This is a genomic window from Enterobacter sp. SLBN-59 (genome assembly GCF_024807915.1).
In the GTDB taxonomy this organism is placed as follows: domain Bacteria; phylum Pseudomonadota; class Gammaproteobacteria; order Enterobacterales; family Enterobacteriaceae; genus Enterobacter; species Enterobacter asburiae_B.
Genome location: NZ_JANUFI010000001.1, coordinates 1,137,324 through 1,154,554 on the forward strand (window position 1 = coordinate 1,137,324; position 17,231 = coordinate 1,154,554).

Below are 17,231 nucleotides of genomic sequence, written 5' to 3' on the forward strand. Positions count from 1 at the left end.
CCGCTAAAAAAACGGTGAATCGTGTAAGCAATTTAAAATTTCAACTTTTCGGATACTTTCCCATCAACGATTAACCCGATGATTCCTCTATATTCAGCCAGAAACCCCAAAAATAAAGTCGCTATTTGAAAAATGAAATCCACTTTTCAGGAAAATCAAAAACAGTGTTTCATTCATAATTAGGATAAGTTCTTTGCTGTGTAATTTACTTTTTTAATTTATGCTTTCAGACAATTAGGTCTGATATTCAGGGTGAGTAAAATGGATAGTGCTGTCGATCGCCACGTTTTTTATATTTCTGATGGTACGGCGATCACCGCCGAGGTGCTGGGCCACGCGGTGATGTCGCAGTTTCCCGTCTCGATTAACAGCATCACGCTGCCGTTTGTCGAAAACGAGAGCCGCGCCAAAGCGGTGAAGGACCAGATTGACGCCATCTACCAGCAGACAGGCGTCCGCCCGCTGGTGTTCTACTCTATCGTGATCCCCGAGATTCGCTCCATCATTCTGCAAAGTGAAGGCTTCTGCCAGGATATCGTGCAGGCGCTGGTGGCGCCGCTGCAGAGCGAGCTTAAGCTCGACCCGACCCCGATTGCCCACCGAACCCACGGGCTGAACCCCGGCAACCTGACCAAGTACGACGCGCGTATCGCCGCTATCGACTACACCCTGGCCCACGACGACGGTATTTCGCTGCGAAATCTCGACCAGGCGCAGGTGATCCTGCTTGGCGTGTCGCGCTGCGGCAAAACCCCGACCAGCCTTTATCTGGCGATGCAGTTTGGCATTCGCGCCGCAAACTACCCGTTTATCGCCGACGACATGGATAACCTGGTGCTGCCCGCCGCCCTTAAGCCGCTGCAGCACAAGCTGTTCGGCCTGACGATCAACCCTGAACGCCTTGCGGCCATCCGCGAGGAGCGTCGCGAGAACAGCCGATACGCCTCCATGCGCCAGTGCCGGATGGAAGTCTCCGAAGTGGAAGCGCTGTACCGTAAAAACCAGATCCCGTGGCTGAACAGCACCAACTATTCGGTTGAAGAAATTGCCACCAAAATTCTCGACATCATGGGGCTTAATCGCCGCATGTACTAATATGCTAGTACATTAACTCAGATTCAGGTATCATCACCTGCAACCACGGGGCGGTGTCGCCCCGAACTTGAAATCAGCAGGGATTGGTTTAAGGTGATGCCCATCACTTCCCGGTAGTCTGCCGATGAAGCAAAAATTTTCTGAGACATTCCATGAATAAAACCGATGAACTCCGCACTGCGCGCATTGACAGCCTGGTCACGCCGGCTGAACTGGCACAGCGGCATCCCGTTTCCGCCGCCGTCGCGGAACATGTGACGGCCTCCCGCCGCCGCATTGAAAAAATCCTGAACGGTGAAGACAAACGTCTTCTGGTGGTGATTGGGCCTTGCTCCATCCACGATCTGGATGCCGCGATGGATTATGCAAAACGACTCCAGGGACTGCGGGATAAGTACCAGCATCGCCTTGAGATCGTGATGCGGACCTACTTTGAAAAACCGCGCACCGTGGTGGGCTGGAAAGGCCTGATTTCCGACCCTGACCTCAACGGCAGCTATCGCGTTAACCACGGTATCGAGCTGGCGCGGAAGCTGCTTTTACAGGTCAACGAGCTGGGCGTTCCGACGGCGACCGAGTTTCTCGATATGGTGACCGGGCAGTTTATCGCCGATCTGATCAGCTGGGGCGCGATCGGCGCGCGCACCACCGAAAGCCAGATCCACCGTGAGATGGCCTCTGCCCTCTCCTGCCCGGTCGGCTTCAAAAACGGGACCGATGGCAACACCCGTATCGCGGTTGATGCCATCCGCGCTGCCCGTGCCAGCCACATGTTCCTGTCGCCGGACAAGAGTGGTCATATGACCATCTACCAGACCAGCGGTAACCCTTACGGGCATATCATTATGCGCGGCGGGAAGAAACCCAATTACCATGCCCAGGATATTGCGGCGGCCTGCGAAACGCTGGCCGAGTTCGACCTGCCGGAACATCTGGTGGTGGATTTCAGCCACGGCAACTGCCAGAAGCAGCATCGCCGCCAGCTGGACGTCTGCGATGAGATCTGCCAGCAGATCCGCAGCGGCTCGACCGCCGTTGCAGGGATTATGGCTGAGAGCTTTATCAAAGAAGGCACGCAGAAAATCGTTGCCGGACAGCAGATGGTTTACGGCCAGTCGATCACCGACCCGTGCCTGAGCTGGGAAGACAGCGAACTGCTGCTGGAAAAGCTGGCAGCTGCGGTAGATTCTCGCTTCTGATGTTATTGTCGGGTGGCGCTGCGCTTACCCGACCTACGATTGTGCCCTTCTCCCTCTCCCTGTGGGAGAGGGTCGGAGTGAGGGCATCAGACCGCACCTCACCCCCAAATTTGATCCCCTCACCCTTTTTTCACAAAAATGCTTGCCGTCAATTTGCAGTTTATTGATAATGATTATCATTGTTACATTGATTGTTATTTATAAACATTATGTCACGTACGGATAACAGCGCGGCAACGCCAGCAAAAACACACACAGCGCCAGCCCCCGCCGAGCGTCGCATTGACAGCAAAACCCTCCTCGGCGATGAGGGACGGGTCATTATCGAGCATGACGGACAGCGCTATCTTCTGCGCCAGACCCATGCCGGAAAACTGATCCTCACAAAATAAACAACACCTAAAAATACGCCAGCCACCCAGGTGATACCCAGGCAGCCAGCGCTTTTCACTTCTTATGGAGAGTTGCTATGCCACACCTGCCTTCCGCATCTTTACGTCCGTCACTTCTGGCGCTGGCGATTGTTAGCGCCCTGCCGGGCATCGCGTTCGCCGCCACAGACGACATTACCGTCACCGCCACGGGCAACGCCCGCAGCACCTTTGAAGCGCCCATGATGGTAAGCGTAATTGACGCCAGCGCGCCGGAGAAACAAACCGCAAGCTCGGCGGCCGACCTGCTGCGTAACGTCCCCGGTCTGACGCTGGACGGCACTGGGCGCACTAACGGGCAGGACGTCAACCTGCGCGGCTATGACCGTCGCGGCGTGCTGGTGCTGGTTGACGGCGTGCGTCAGGGCACCGACACCGGTCACCTGAACAGCACCTTTCTCGATCCCGCGCTAATCAAACGTATCGAGGTGGTCCGCGGCCCGTCGGCCCTGCTGTACGGCAGCGGCGCGCTGGGCGGCGTGATCTCTTATGACACCGCCGATGCCAACGATCTGCTCGAACCGGGTAAAAACAGCGGCTACCGCGTGTTTGGAACGGGCGCAACGGGCGATCATAGCCTCGGGATGGGGGCCAGCGCCTACGGCCGCACCGATACGCTTGACGGTCTGGTCTCCTGGTCCAGCCGGGATCGCGGTGATGTCCGCCAGAGCGACGGTGCAACCGCGCCTAACGACGAATCCATCAACAACATGCTGGCGAAAGGCAGCTGGAAAATCGACCCCGCCCAGACCCTGAGCGGCTCCCTGCGCTACTACAATAACGCCGCTCAGGAGCCGAAAAACCCGCAAACCACCGGGGCGGACAGCAGTAACCCGATGACCGACCGCTCCACCATCCAGCGCGATGCGCAGGTTGGCTACCACATTTCACCGGAAGGGTACGACTGGCTGGACGCCGACGCGAAGGTCTACTGGTCCGAAGCGCGCATTAATGCCCAGAACGTCGACGGTAGCGGTGAGTTCCGCAAGCAGACCACCAAAGGCGGCAAGGTGGAAAACCGCACCCGCCTGTTCAGCGACACCTTTGCAGCACACCTTCTGACCTACGGCGGGGAATACTATCGTCAGGAGCAGCATCCGGGCGGGGCAACCACCGGCTTCCCGGACGCGAAAATCGACTTCAGCTCCGGCTGGCTGCAGGATGAGATCACCCTGCGCGATCTGCCTGTTACCCTGCTGGGCGGCACGCGCTATGACAGCTACCGCGGCAGCAGCGACGGCTACAAAGATGTGGATGCAGACAAGTGGTCATCCCGCGCCGGGTTAACCATCAGCCCAACCGACTGGCTGATGCTGTTTGGCTCTTACGCGCAGGCCTTCCGCGCGCCGACCATGGGCGAAATGTATAACGACGCCAAACACTTCTCCATTGGCCGCTTCTATACCAACTACTGGGTGCCAAACCCGAACCTGCGCCCGGAAACCAACGAAACGCAGGAGTTTGGTTTTGGCCTGCGCTTTGACAATCTGATGCTTGCCAACGATGCGCTGGAGTTTAAAGCCAGCTATTTCGACACCAAAGCCAAAGACTATATCTCCACCACCGTCGATTTTGCCGCCGCGACCACCATGTCGTACAACGTCCCGAATGCCAAAATCTGGGGTTGGGATATGATGGCAAAATACTCGGCCGATCTCTTCAGCCTCGATCTGGCCTATAACCGCACGCGCGGAAAAGACACCGATACGGGCGAGTACATCTCCAGCATTAACCCGGACACCGTCACCAGCAAGCTGGATATCCCGGTGGCGCAAAGCGGGTTCTCCGTCGGCTGGATCGGTACTTTTGTCGATCGCTCAACGCATATCAGCGGCAGCTACAGCAAGCAGCCGGGCTATGCGGTCAACGATTTCTACGTGAGCTACAAAGGCCAGGAGCGGCTCAAAGGCGTGACCACTACGCTGGTGCTGGGCAACGCCTTTGACAAAGCGTACTGGTCACCTCAGGGCATTCCGCAGGACGGTCGTAACGGCAAGATTTTCGTAAGCTATCAGTGGTAATTCCCTTCGGGGCAACTATTCAGAAGGAAGAGACAATGAATCACTACACGCGCTGGCTTGAGCTAAAAGAAGCCAATCCGGGTATGTACGCGCGCGACGTCGCGGGGTTAATGAACATCAGTGAAGCAGAGCTGACCTTTGCCCGCGTAGGTCACGACGCCTGGCGACTGCGCGGTGAAATCCGCGAGATCCTGGGCGCGCTGGAGGCGGTGGGCGAAACCAAATGTATCTGCCGCAACGAATACGCCGTACACGAGCAGGTCGGGAGATTTACCAACCAGCACCTGAACGGCCACGCCGGGCTGGTGCTGAACCCGCGCGCGCTGGATCTGCGCCTGTTCCTCAACCAGTGGTCGAGCGCGTTTCACATCAGTGAAGCCACCGCACGCGGCGAGCGGCAGAGCATTCAGTTCTTCGATCACCAGGGCGATGCCCTGCTGAAGGTCTACGCCACGGACAACACCGACGTTTCCGCCTGGGGCGACGTGCTGACCCGCTTTATCTTTGCCGACAACCCGCCGCTGGCGTTGAGGATAGCCGATGCTCCGGCTCATGCAGAAAACGCAAATGCCGCTCTCGTGGATAACGAGTGGCGCGCCATGACCGACGTTCATCAGTTCTTCAGCCTGCTCAAGCGCCATAACCTCAGCCGCCAGCAGGCGTTTCGCCTGGTGGGTGACGATCTGGCCTGCCGGGTAGAAAACACCGCGCTGGCGCAGCTCCTGGAGACGGCGCGTCGGGACGGTAACGAAATCATGGTCTTCGTCGGCAACCGCGGCTGCGTGCAGATCTTCACCGGCGCGGTGGAAAAGCTGGTGCCAATGAAAGGCTGGCTGAACGTCTTTAACCCAACCTTTACCCTGCATCTGCTTGAAGGATCCATTGCGGAAACGTGGGTCACGCGCAAGCCGACGGCTGACGGGCATGTCACCAGCCTGGAGCTGTTTGCCGCCGACGGAACGCAAATCGCCCAGCTGTACGGCCAGCGTACGGAAGGCGAACCGGAGCAGAGCCAGTGGCGCAGCCAGATTGACTCCTTAACGGCGAAAGGGCTGGCCGCATGAAACGGTGGCTTGCCCTGCTTAGCGCCCTGCCCCTGCTGGCGTCTGCGGCGCCGCAGGAGAAAATCGTTACCCTCGGCGGCGACGTCACCGAGATTGTCTACGCTCTCGGCGCGGCGCCCTCGCTGGTGGCCCGCGACAGCACCAGCCAGTGGCCGCAGGCGGCGAATTCGCTGCCTGACGTGGGCTATCTGCGCCAGCTCAATGCGGAAGGGATCTTATCCATGCGCCCCACGCTGGTGCTGGCCAGCGCTCAGGCGCAGCCGTCTCTGGCGCTAAAGCAGGTTGAGCAAAGCCACGTCAGGGTGATCGCTGTTCCTGCCAGTAACGACCTGAACGTCATTGACGAAAAGGTGCGGATCGTCGCTGAAGCGACGCACCGCGAGGTCGAGGGGGAGGTCCTGCGCAGCACGCTGCGCCAGGCACTGTCGGCGCTTCCCGCGTCGCCGCTCAATAAGCGGGTACTGTTTATTCTCAACCACGGCGGGATGACCGCCATGGCCGCCGGACAACAGACCGGCGCGGATGCTGCCATTCGTGCGGCGGGGCTGCAGAACGCGATGCAGGGGTTTACCCGCTATCAGCCGCTGTCTCAGGAAGGCACGATAGCCAGCCAACCCGATCTGGTGGTGATTTCTCAGGACGGTCTCAACGCCCTGGGCGGTGAAGCGAATCTGTGGACGCTGCCCGGCCTGGCGCAAACCCCGGCGGGACGGAACAAGCAGGTGCTGGCGATTGACGATATGGCGCTGCTGGGCTTCAGCGTGCGAACGCCGGAAGCCATCCAGCAGCTGCGTGCCAAAGCGGAGCTGCTGCCCTGATGTCCCGGCGGATCGCCTTATCGTTATGGATGCTGACCGCGATCCTGACCATCATGACGCTCGCAGCGACCGGGGTTGGGGCATTACATCTGCCGATCAGCCTGCTGTGGAACGGCACCGACGAGGCACTGCGTCAAATCTGGCTGACGATCCGCCTGCCTCGCGTGCTGCTGGCGCTGGCGATCGGCGGTTCACTGGCGCTGGCGGGCTGCGTGATGCAGGGGCTGTTTCGAAATCCGCTGGCGGACCCGGGACTGCTCGGCATCAGCAGCGGCGCGGCGCTCGCCGTTGCGCTGTGGGTGGTTCTTCCGCTCTCGCTGCCTGCACTGGTGATGCTGTATGCCCCGATGCTGGCGGCGTTTCTCGGCGCGCTGGCCGCCACCTTCGTGATTTTCCTGCTCAGCCGACAGCGTGACGCTTCCCTGTCGCGCCTGCTGCTGGTGGGAATTGCCATCAACGCCCTGTGCGGCGCGGCCGTCGGGGTGCTGTCATGGCTCAGCAATGATGCCCAGCTTCGCCAGCTTTCACTCTGGGGAATGGGCAGCCTCGGCCAGGCGCAGTGGTCAACGCTGCTGGCCGTCGCGTCGCTGATGGTTCCCACCGCGCTCGCGATCTGGCGTCTGGCAGGCGCCCTCAACCTGCTGCAGCTGGGCGACGAAGAGGCACATTACCTCGGCGTGGAGGTTGCCGCCGTGCAGCGGATCCTGCTGTTGTGCAGCGCCCTGCTGGTGGCCGCCGCCGTTGCGGTCAGCGGCGTGATCGGCTTTGTCGGCCTGGTGGTGCCGCACCTGGTGCGCATGTGGCTGGGAGCCGACCACCGGGCCGTGCTCCCCGGCTCGGTGCTGGCCGGCGCGTTGCTTCTGCTGGTTGCCGATACGCTGGCGCGCAGCCTGGTCGCACCGGCGGAAATGCCGGTCGGCTTACTGACCAGCCTTCTCGGCGCGCCGTGGTTTCTGTGGCTTATCTTTCGTCGCGGAGGTGCGCATGGCTGAACGCTATTGTGCTGAAAACCTTGTTTTTCGCGCCGGACAACGCACGCTGATTGACGACGTGTCGCTGACCTTATCTCAGGGCGAGCTGGTGGCGCTGATTGGCCCCAACGGCGCCGGGAAATCAACGCTGTTGCGGCTGCTGACCGGCTACCTTAAACCTGCGGGCGGACGGTGCAGCCTGGCGGGCACACCGCTTGCGGCCTGGCAGCCGAACAGGCTTTCCCGCTACCGGGCGGTAATGCGCCAGAACACGCAGCTCGGATTTGACTGGCCGGTTGAGGCGGTCGTCGGTATGGGGCGAGCGCCCTGGACCCGCACGCCTGAAGCGACGGTTATTGAGGAGGTCATGGCCGTCACCGGCTGTTTACCGCTGGCGGGCAGGCAGTTTGCCGCACTCTCCGGCGGCGAGCAGCAGCGCATCCAGCTCGCCCGCGCGCTGGCTCAGCTTTGGTGCGACGGCGCGCCGCGCGGCTGGCTGTTCCTTGATGAACCCACGTCTGCGATGGATCTCTATCACCAGCAGCATCTGCTGCGCCTGCTGAAATCCCTGACCCGTCGGGGTCATCTGCACGTTTGCGCGGTGCTGCACGACCTTAATCTGGCGGCGCTGTGGGCGGACCGCATCCTGCTGCTGCATGACGGCAGAATCGTGTCCCAGGGAGCACCGGAAACCGTTTTGCAGGCCGACGCGCTGGCGCGCTGGTACGGCGCGCAGGTTATCGTCGGCAGGCATCCGGCTCACGCCGCGCCGCAGGTGTTTCTCGCCCCCTGATTGGGCTGGTAAAAATCTTTCAGCGTTTCCAGCAGGGCATGCGCCGCTTTAGAGAGCTGCGTGTGCCCTGGATGGATCGCTCCAATGCACTTTTCTATCGGCGGGTTATCCAGCGGAATACAGACCGCGCCCAGCGCCGTCATCTGCGCCTCGCAGAGCGCCGGAACGGCGCTGCCGCCCAGCCCGCTCGCGACCATTCGCCCGACCGTCACCAGCTGATGACTCTCCAGCGCCACGTCCAGCTTTCTGCCGCTTCGCGCCAGCTCCTCCTCCATCATCAGACGTACCGCCGAAGGGCGCTGCAGGGTGATGAAATCCAGCGTCAGCAGCTCTTCCCATGACAGGCGCTTCTTGCCTGCCAGCGAGGAATCTTTTGGCACAATGGCCACAAACCTGTCGAGGCCCAGCGGGGTAAACAGCAGGTTGTGCGTTGGCGCGGGCTCAAAGGCGATGCCCATCTCGACCCGCCCTTCCCGCACCATCTCTATCACCTGCTCGTTAATGACATCATGCACGGTGACGTTGATCCCGGCATGGCGATCGCGAAACGCTTTTAGCACCTCGGGCAGGACATTCGCGGCAAACGACGGCATGGCCGCAACCGAAATTTTACCGCGCTGCAGGGTAAAGCACTGGTGCATCGCCTCTTCGACGTTATCCCAGTCGGCAAGCAGCTGGCGCGCCATCGGCAAAAACGTCTCTCCCTCCTGCGTCAGCGCGACCTTGCGCGTGCTCCGCTGCAGCAGCGGTCCGCCGAGCGCATCCTCCAGCGCTTTAATCGTCAGGCTCAGGGCCGGCTGGGAAAGATTCAGCCGTTCGCTGGCGTGCGCGAAATTGAGAGTGTGAGCTACCGCTAAAAACGCGCGTAACTGTTTGACACTCATTCTCATTTTTCATCCTGTTAACTAATTGAAAAAATTTAGTTAACAGTAAATTAATAAAAAAACCAAATGAGTGGGTCACAAATTCAAAATTAACAAATGAGTCGCCGCCCCTAATGATACCGGCACGGATAACGGGAGGGATAACTATGGCGGGACTGGACAAGCGCGTCGGCAGCTATGCGCAGGCGCTGGATGGGCTGACGGACGGAATGACCTTGCTGGCGGGCGGCTTCGGCCTGTGCGGGATTCCGGAGAACCTGATTGCAGAGGTCAGACGCCGTCAGGTGAAAGATCTGACGGTGGTATCAAACAACTGCGGCGTGGACGGTTTCGGTCTCGGGATACTGCTCGAAACGCGGCAGGTTCGCAAAGTGGTGGCCTCTTACGTCGGCGAGAACGCCCTGTTCGAGCGGCAGGTGCTGAGCGGCGAACTGGAGATTGAACTCACGCCTCAGGGCACGCTGGCGGAAAAGGTGCGCGCGGGCGGCGCGGGCATTCCGGCATTTTACACGGCCACCGGCTACGGCACGCCCGTGGCTGCCGGCAAAGACGTGCGCCAGTTTTCGGGGAAGCACTACATCCTTGAAGAGGCCATTACCGGCGATTTCGCGCTCATTAAGGGCTGGAAAGCGGACTGGTACGGCAACGTTGTCTATCGGCATACCGCGCAAAATTTTAATCCGCTGATGGCAACGGCGGGCCGGATAACGGTCGTCGAGGTGGAAGAGATAGTTCCCCCGGGCGAGCTGCCCCCGTCGGCCATTCATACCCCGGGAATTTACGTCGACAGGCTGATTGTCGGCCAGTTTGAAAAACGCATTGAACAGCGCACCCTGCGCGCGGAAGGAGTCTGACGATGTTAACCCGTGAACAGATGGCCATGCGCGTCGCCCGCGAGCTGCGCGACGGGTATTACGTCAACCTGGGGATCGGCATCCCTACCCTGGTGGCGAACTACATTCCGGACGGGATGGATGTGATGCTCCAGTCAGAAAACGGACTGCTGGGGATGGGGGCTTTTCCTGACGAGCAGAGCCTTGACGCCGACATGATCAACGCCGGTAAACAGACCGTGACCGCGCGCACCGGCGCGGCCATTTTCGACTCGGCCCAGTCGTTTGCCATGATCCGCGGCGGTCATGTGGATCTGACCGTACTGGGCGCGTTTGAAGTGGACGTCGAGGGCAATATCGCCTCGTGGATGATCCCCGGAAAGATGGTGAAGGGCATGGGCGGCGCGATGGATCTCGTCGCCGGGGCGCAGAACATCATTGTGGTGATGACCCACGCCTCGAAAAGCGGTGAGTCTAAGCTGCTGCCGCGCTGCACGCTGCCGCTCACGGGCGCGGGCTGTATCCGTCGGGTCCTCACCGACCTCGCGTTGCTGGAGATCGAGGACGGCGCGTTCATCCTGCGGGAATACGCCCCCGGCGTCAGCATCGACGAAATTGCGGCTAAGACAGCCGGGAAAATGATTGTGGCGGACAACGTTCGCGAGATGCGCTTCAACTGAGGACTCACGATGAAAGAAGTCATAATTGTCGGGGCAACGCGAACCCCCATTGGCAGTTTTCGCGGCTCGCTATCGTCCCTTTCAGCGGTTGAGCTGGGGGCCGTCGCGGTGCGGCACCTGCTGGAGAACAGCGATCTTCGCGAAGAACAGGTAGATGAACTGATTTTCGGACAGGTGCTGACGGCGGGATGCGGGCAAAACCCCGCGCGTCAGACGGCCATCGCCTCCGGATTACCCGTCAGCACGCCGGCGACAACGGTCAACCTGGTGTGCGGCGCGGGCCTAAAAGCGGTGCAGCTCGCCGCGCAGGCGATCCGCTGCGGCGACGCGAACGTGGCCATCGCTGGCGGTCAGGAGAGCATGAGCAACGCCCCCTATCTGCTGGACGGCGCGCGTTCAGGGCTGCGTTTTGGCCATACGGGCCTGCAGGACAGCATGATTACCGACGGTCTGTGGGACGCGTTCAACGATTATCACATGGGGATCACCGCTGAAAACGTCGCCCGGGAGAATGCCATTTCCCGCGAGCAGCAGGACGCCTTCGCCGCCCGGTCGCAGCACAAAGCGGCCTCCGCCATCGAAGCGGGTCGCTTTGACGCCGAGATAGCGCCGGTGACGGTGAAACAGGGTAAAAAACCGCCGCTTATCGTCAGCCGTGACGAACAGCCCCGGCCTGGCACCACCGCTGAGCAGCTGGCGCAGCTGCGCCCCGCCTTTCTGCAGGCGGAAGGCACGGTCACGGCCGGAAATGCGTCGACACTCAACGACGGTGCCGCCGCGGTGCTGCTGATGAGCGGCGAAAAGGCGCGGGAGAGCGGTTTGCCGATCCTCGGTCGCATCGTGAGCTACGCCGTGACGGGCGTTGACCCGTCGGTAATGGGCATCGGACCGGTCAGCGCCTGCCGGACGGCGCTGGCGCGGGCGGGCTGGACGCTCGATGACGTGGACCTCATTGAAGCCAATGAAGCCTTTGCCGCCCAGGCGCTGGCGGTGGGCAAGCAGCTCGGCTGGGATGAGCGCAGGGTGAACGTTAACGGCGGCGCTATCGCCCTGGGTCATCCGATTGGCGCCTCCGGCTGCCGCATCCTCGTGACGCTGCTGTACGAAATGCAGCGCCGTGACGTCAAAAAAGGGCTCGTCACCCTGTGCGTGGGCGGCGGGCAAGGCATTGCTCTGACCGTCGAGCGTTAAGCATCTCGTTGATACCCGAATAATAATTAAAGTGAGGAGTCGTAATGAGTGTGTTAATTGCCCTGGCGGCGCTGGCGCTGCTGATGCTGGCGGCCTATCGCGGATACAGCGTTATTTTGTTTGCGCCGATTGCGGCGCTCGGCGCCGTGCTGCTGACCGATCCGGGTGCCGTCGGCCCGACGTTTACCGGCCTGTTTATGGAAAAAATGGTGGGCTTCGTCAAGCTCTACTTCCCGGTGTTCCTGCTGGGGGCCGTTTTCGGCAAGCTGATTGAGCTTTCCGGTTTCTCACGCTCCATCGTCGCCGCCGCGATTCAGATCCTCGGTCGTCGCCACGCTATTCCGGTGATCGTCCTGGTGTGCGCGCTGTTAACCTACGGCGGCGTGTCGCTGTTCGTGGTGGCGTTTGCGGTTTACCCTTTTGCCGCGGAGCTGTTCCGCCAGAGCGGCATCCCTAAGCGGCTGATCCCGGCCACCGTGGCGCTGGGGGCGTTTTCGTTTACCATGGACGCCCTGCCCGGCACGCCGCAGATCCAGAATATCATCCCCACCAGCTTCTTTGGCACAAACGCCTGGGCCGCGCCGTGGCTGGGGCTTATCGGCTCTCTGTTTATTATCATCTTTGGCCTGCTCTGGCTGGAGCGCCAGCGTCGTAAGGCGTTCAATAACAACGAAGGCTACGGCACGGATCTGAAAAATGAACCCGAAACGCCGGATAACATTAACCTTCCACACCCGCTGATTGCTATCTCCCCGCTGCTTGTGGTGGGTATACTGAACCTGCTGTTTACCCGCTGGATCCCCGGCTGGTACGGCACGACCCACGAGCTGACTCTGCCAGGCCTGGCGAAACCCATTGTGACCGAGGTGGGCAAGATCACCGCCATCTGGGCCGTCGAGGCGGCGCTGATCTCCGGCATCGTGCTGGTGCTGATTTTTGGCTTTCGCAATATCCGGGGGCGTCTGGCTGAAGGCAGCCGGACCGCGGTGAGCGGTGCCATTCTGGCGGCGATGAATACCGCCTCGGAATACGGTTTCGGCGCGGTGATCGCCGCCCTGCCCGGGTTCCTGGTGTTATCCAAAGCGCTGGCGGCCATCCCCAATCCGCTGCTGAATGAGGCCATCAGCGTGACGGTGCTTGCGGGGATCACCGGCTCGGCGTCCGGCGGGATGAGTATTGCCCTCGCCGCCATGTCAGACTCGTTTGTCGCCGCCGCCCACGCAGCCAATATCCCGCTTGAGGTGCTGCACCGCGTGGCCTCGATGGCGAGCGGGGGGATGGATACCCTTCCCCATAACGGCGCGGTGATTACCCTGCTGGCGATTACCGGCCTGAGCCATCGTCAGGCCTACGGCGGCATTTTTGCTATCACCCTCATTAAAAGTCTGGCAGTGCTTTTTGTCATTGCCGTGTTCTATCTGACCGGCATTGTGTAAGGAGATAAAGATGAATCTGAACGGTAAGACCGCGCTGGTGACGGGCTCGACCAGCGGCATTGGACTTGGGATCGCCCGCGTGCTGGCGAAGGCCGGAGCGCAGCTGATCCTCAACGGTTTCGGCGACAGCGAATCAGCAAGAGAAGAGATTGCGCAGCTGGGCAAAAAGCCGGGCTATCACGATGCGGACCTGCGTGACGTGCTGCAAATTGAAGCCATGATGCGCTACGCCGAATCGCAGTTTGGCGGCGTGGACATTCTTGTCAACAACGCCGGGATACAGCATGTCGCCCCGGTTGACGCGTTTCCGGTGGAGAAATGGAACGACATTATCGCCATCAACCTCTCCTCGGTATTTCACACCAGCAGGCTGGCGCTGCCCGCCATGCGCGAGAAAAACTGGGGGCGCATCATTAATATCGCCTCCGTTCACGGGCTGGTTGCCTCAAAAGAGAAGTCAGCCTACGTGGCCGCCAAGCATGGCGTAGTGGGCTTTACGAAATCGCTGGCGCTGGAAACCGCCCGCACCGGTATTACCGCCAACACCATCTGCCCCGGCTGGGTACTGACGCCGCTGGTGCAGCAGCAAATCGACAAACGTATCGCTGAGGGCGTGCCGCCGGAGCAGGCTCGCGATCGGCTTCTGGCAGAGAAACAGCCTTCGGGCGAGTTTGTCACTCCGGAGCAGCTGGGTGAACTGGCGCTGTTTTTGTGCAGCGATGGCGCCGTGAACGTTCGCGGCGCCGCGTGGAATATGGATGGCGGCTGGGTTGCGCAGTAATTTTTGCCGGGTAAGGCGACGCCGCCACCCGGCAAAATCTCTAGCTTGAGCAGCTGACCTCCAGCCGCTTGCCCCAGTCAGGCGGGCGGCTGACGTAGTCATCATCCCGCTCGGCAAACGGCGTGCGCAACGCCAGATGCAAACGGTGTAGCTCGTCGTATTCCCCCTGTTCTGCCTGCTCAATCGCCCGCTGCGCCAGCCAGTTGCGCAACACCATCGCGGGATTTGTCGCGTTCATCTGCGTCTGGCGGGTAGCGTCGGCCACCCGCTCCTGCTGCAGCCGCGCGCGGTAAGTGGCAAACCAGTCGTCAAACGCCTGTCTGTCAATAAACTCGTCGCGCAGCGGTGAGGCCGCACTGTGCTGCTCCGTCTGGCCCAGCATCCGGAAGGTACGGGTATAATCGCTGCCCTCGCGCACCATGAGGGCAAACAGACCGTTGAGGATGTCGTTATCGCCCCTCTCCTGCGTCATCAGCCCCAGCTTGTTGCGCATCAGCGAGCCGTATTCTCGCAGCAATATGTCCTGATAGCTGTCGAGCGCATCATTGAGGGCATCTACGTCGATGAACGGCGACAGGGTTTGCGCAAGCCGCTGCAGGTTCCACAGGCCAACCGCGGGCTGATTGTCAAAGCTGTAACGCCCCTGATAGTCGGAATGGTTGCAGATATAGCCAGGCTGATAATCGTCCAGGAAACCAAACGGACCGTAATCAAAGGTCAGCCCGAGGATCGACATGTTGTCCGTATTCATGACGCCATGCGCAAAGCCCACCGTTTGCCAGCGGGCAATCAGGCTTGCGGTACGGGCAACCACATCCCTGAACCAGAGAACGTATTTGTCCGCTTCGTCCTGCAAATGCGCCCAGTGGTGACGAATGGCAAAGTCAGCCAGCTGGCGAACCTTGTCCGGCTCGCGGCGATAGTAAAAGTGCTCGAAATGACCAAAGCGCAAATGGCTTTGCGCAATACGCATCAGCATCGCCCCTTTTTCCACCGTTTCGCGCGCTACCGGCGTATCGCTGGTGACAATCGACAGCGCGCGCGTAGTGGGAATACCCAGGGCGTGCATCGCTTCTGACGCCAGGCTTTCGCGAATCGTTGAACGCAGCACCGCGCGCCCGTCGCCCATTCGCGAATAGGGAGTAAGACCCGCCCCTTTCAGGTGCCAGTCAACCGTCTCCCCGTTGGGAAGCCGTTGTTCGCCGAGCAGGATCCCCCTGCCGTCGCCCAGCTGCCCCGCCCAGACGCCAAACTGATGTCCGCTATAGACCTGAGCCAGAGGTTGCATCCCGGCGAGAAGCGTTTCCCCGCCCCAGACGCCTGCGCCTTCTGAAGGCTGAAACAGCTCAGGCGGAATGGCCAGCTCTTCTGCCAGCAAATCGTTATGCCAGATAAGGCGTGAATTTTGTAACGGTGTTGGTTTGAGTGCGGTGTAAAAGCCAGGCAACTCGTCATGCCAGTGAGCAGTAAAAGACAGGGTCATAAGTCCTCCTGCTTTTAGTGTAGAGGGTTTACCCGGACTTAAACACGGGCGAAAGCAAGGGTTATCGCTGCTGAACCAGCGATGTAACGTGCTCCGCAGAGACGGCTGGCCAGAGTGCGCCCTGCATGGCGCCAAAATTGAAGGACAAAACGCGTTGCAACAGGCCGTGGTCGTCAATGCCCGAGACGATCACTGACTGACAGTGCGGTGTGATTTGCCAGAGGATGGCGCGCATAAAGGGCTCAAAAGAGAGCTCCGGGGCACGCTGCTGAATGAAGCCTTTGTCGAGAATAACCCGTTTAAATAATCCATCATAGACCGCTTTGAGCGATGCGGCACCTGCGCCAAAGTTTGCCAGGACCAGCGGGAAATGGATTGCCATTCTCGCCAGCTGCAGATCGTCCTTTCCGTTATTTAAACCTGGATAATTCTCATTAACAGTAAACTCAAGAAACGGGTAACGCTCAAGGATTGAAACAGCGTTTCCATTACTTAATAAAAATTCAACTATTGCAGGTGTAATATTGATCCATGCAATTAACTGATGCTGAATAAAAAACAGTTTACAGGTATCAAGCAATTGCAATTTTTCGTTAAACAGCACTAACTCTTCAGCTGTTGAAAGCCGAGGGATAACGAGCTCAGTGGGGATCCGCACATCGCTGCCGACGCCAGTAAAGTTAACCAGAACCTCTAAACCTTTAAGCTCCCCTGCGCTATTACGAGCAGGCAGAAGCAGCAGTTCAGACTGGTAAGCATTATCTAGCGTAATAATCATTGCACTCGCTCCGCATTAAAGATGAGAGAGGACATCCTGGAGCAATTGCCGACACAATTCCACTGTCTTGATTTTAATAAGATTAATTTCATTAGTTCCGTTTTTATTTTCAGATTTATCCCTGAATCTAAAATAATTTTATCCTGGTTGCCGAATAATAGCCAGTTTTAGATAAAACAGACACATGCAGGATTCGCTAATTTTAGATAAATTTAACTTTAAGCATCTTATTTGAGAAAAAACGGCATGATTTATTAGATACCATGCCGTCATAAGAGAAGTGTCTGACAAAGACTATATACGTCGTGCCTGCCAGAAATTTTTACGCCAGTAAACATTATCAAGAGAAGAGCGCATCACCCCGCGGCTTGTCGAGGCGTGAATGAACTGATTGTCTGTATCATATATCCCCACGTGCAGACCGCTTTCACCCGAGCCGGTTTTGAAGAAAACCAGATCCCCGGGCAGAAGATCGTCTTTATCAATTTCAGTGCCAATTTCGGCCTGCTTGCGCGTTTCACGCGGAAGCTGTAAATCAAACTTGTCGCGGAACGTCATCAGAACGAAGCCGGAACAATCTACGCCGCCGCGGCTCATTCCGCCGTAGCGATAAGGCGTACCGCGCCAGTTGCTCAGCTGATCGTTAAGGCTGGCAATGACGGTGATCGAATCTGAAAGCCGTGGGTTAGGCGGCGGCGCACGATGGCTACTGCATCCCGCAAGAAAAAGTGCGGCCATCAGGAGAAACCAGAATCGCATTTTCAGACGAATCC

17 protein-coding genes are annotated in these 17,231 nt (G+C 59.2%); 13 read left to right on the plus strand and 4 right to left on the minus strand.

Features of this window, described 5'->3' with window-relative positions; genetic code table 11:
- The first annotated feature begins 261 nt into the window (after nt 1-261).
- The 8 genes from M2422_RS05325 (at nt 262) to M2422_RS05360 (ending at nt 8,392) form a co-directional block, all read left to right on the plus strand.
- Nucleotides 262-1,095 carry a pyruvate, water dikinase regulatory protein gene (locus M2422_RS05325; protein ID WP_023311315.1) on the plus strand — a complete coding sequence of 278 codons (834 nt, stop codon included), beginning with the start codon at nt 262-264 and terminating at the stop codon, nt 1,093-1,095.
- 152 nt (nt 1,096-1,247) lie between these two features.
- A complete protein-coding gene (aroH, locus tag M2422_RS05330; RefSeq protein ID WP_033145292.1) occupies nt 1,248-2,294 on the plus strand; it encodes a 3-deoxy-7-phosphoheptulonate synthase AroH in 1,047 nt (348 codons plus the stop codon).
- A gap of 209 nt (nt 2,295-2,503) precedes the next feature.
- Nucleotides 2,504-2,686 (plus strand): hemin uptake protein HemP, encoded by a 183-nt coding sequence (hemP, locus tag M2422_RS05335; protein WP_032638304.1) that lies wholly within the window; start codon nt 2,504-2,506, stop codon nt 2,684-2,686.
- Between the two features lie 77 nt (nt 2,687-2,763).
- Complete coding sequence (locus M2422_RS05340) at nt 2,764-4,746, plus strand: TonB-dependent hemoglobin/transferrin/lactoferrin family receptor (protein ID WP_064672332.1); 1,983 nt, start codon at nt 2,764-2,766, stop codon at nt 4,744-4,746.
- A gap of 35 nt (nt 4,747-4,781) precedes the next feature.
- Nucleotides 4,782-5,810: a hematinate-forming heme oxygenase ChuS gene (gene chuS / locus M2422_RS05345; protein ID WP_064672331.1), complete on the plus strand. Its 1,029-nt coding sequence runs from the start codon at nt 4,782-4,784 to the stop codon at nt 5,808-5,810.
- The gene (locus M2422_RS05350; protein WP_033145289.1) at nt 5,807-6,628 is read left to right on the plus strand and encodes a hemin ABC transporter substrate-binding protein; all 822 of its coding nucleotides are present in this window, start codon (nt 5,807-5,809) and stop codon (nt 6,626-6,628) included. The genes chuS and M2422_RS05350 overlap by 4 nt, the downstream gene beginning before the upstream one ends.
- Entirely contained in the window at nt 6,628-7,620 is a 993-nt protein-coding gene (locus M2422_RS05355) for an iron ABC transporter permease (RefSeq protein WP_064672330.1), read from the plus strand. The genes M2422_RS05350 and M2422_RS05355 overlap by 1 nt, the downstream gene beginning before the upstream one ends.
- Complete coding sequence (locus M2422_RS05360; protein ID WP_033145287.1) at nt 7,613-8,392, plus strand: heme ABC transporter ATP-binding protein; 780 nt, start codon at nt 7,613-7,615, stop codon at nt 8,390-8,392. The genes M2422_RS05355 and M2422_RS05360 overlap by 8 nt, the downstream gene beginning before the upstream one ends.
- Here M2422_RS05360 and M2422_RS05365 read toward each other — a convergent pair.
- Entirely contained in the window at nt 8,359-9,282 is a 924-nt protein-coding gene (locus M2422_RS05365) for a LysR family transcriptional regulator (RefSeq protein WP_033145286.1), read from the minus strand. The genes M2422_RS05360 and M2422_RS05365 overlap by 34 nt on opposite strands.
- Before the next feature lie 140 nt (nt 9,283-9,422).
- Here M2422_RS05365 and M2422_RS05370 point away from each other — a divergent pair, with 140 nt between their 5' ends.
- The 5 genes from M2422_RS05370 to M2422_RS05390 are packed head-to-tail and all read left to right on the plus strand — an operon-like array spanning nt 9,423 to nt 14,197.
- On the plus strand, nt 9,423-10,130 hold the full coding sequence (locus tag M2422_RS05370; protein ID WP_064672329.1) for a CoA transferase subunit A: 708 nt from the start codon (nt 9,423-9,425) through the stop codon (nt 10,128-10,130).
- Nucleotides 10,131-10,132: 2 nt separating this feature from the next.
- The gene (locus M2422_RS05375) at nt 10,133-10,789 is read left to right on the plus strand and encodes a CoA transferase subunit B (RefSeq protein ID WP_039262087.1); all 657 of its coding nucleotides are present in this window, start codon (nt 10,133-10,135) and stop codon (nt 10,787-10,789) included.
- 9 nt (nt 10,790-10,798) lie between these two features.
- On the plus strand, nt 10,799-11,980 hold the full coding sequence (locus M2422_RS05380) for an acetyl-CoA C-acetyltransferase (protein ID WP_064672328.1): 1,182 nt from the start codon (nt 10,799-10,801) through the stop codon (nt 11,978-11,980).
- A 44-nt stretch (nt 11,981-12,024) separates the two neighbouring features.
- A complete protein-coding gene (locus M2422_RS05385) occupies nt 12,025-13,416 on the plus strand; it encodes a GntP family permease (RefSeq protein ID WP_023311304.1) in 1,392 nt (463 codons plus the stop codon).
- A 10-nt stretch (nt 13,417-13,426) separates the two neighbouring features.
- Nucleotides 13,427-14,197, plus strand: coding sequence for a 3-hydroxybutyrate dehydrogenase (locus M2422_RS05390; protein WP_064672327.1), 771 nt, complete (start codon nt 13,427-13,429; stop codon nt 14,195-14,197).
- A 40-nt stretch (nt 14,198-14,237) separates the two neighbouring features.
- Here the strand turns inward: M2422_RS05390 and selO are convergent, their stop codons facing one another.
- The 3 genes from selO to M2422_RS05405 all read right to left on the minus strand — a co-directional run bounded on the left by selO (nt 14,238) and on the right by M2422_RS05405 (nt 17,217).
- A complete protein-coding gene (selO, locus tag M2422_RS05395; RefSeq protein WP_064672326.1) occupies nt 14,238-15,680 on the minus strand; it encodes a protein adenylyltransferase SelO in 1,443 nt (480 codons plus the stop codon).
- Between the two features lie 61 nt (nt 15,681-15,741).
- Complete coding sequence (locus tag M2422_RS05400) at nt 15,742-16,458, minus strand: EAL domain-containing protein (protein ID WP_033145280.1); 717 nt, start codon at nt 16,456-16,458, stop codon at nt 15,742-15,744.
- Between the two features lie 294 nt (nt 16,459-16,752).
- The gene (locus tag M2422_RS05405; RefSeq protein ID WP_008500650.1) at nt 16,753-17,217 is read right to left on the minus strand and encodes an NlpC/P60 family protein; all 465 of its coding nucleotides are present in this window, start codon (nt 17,215-17,217) and stop codon (nt 16,753-16,755) included.
- Nucleotides 17,218-17,231 lie beyond the last annotated feature (14 nt).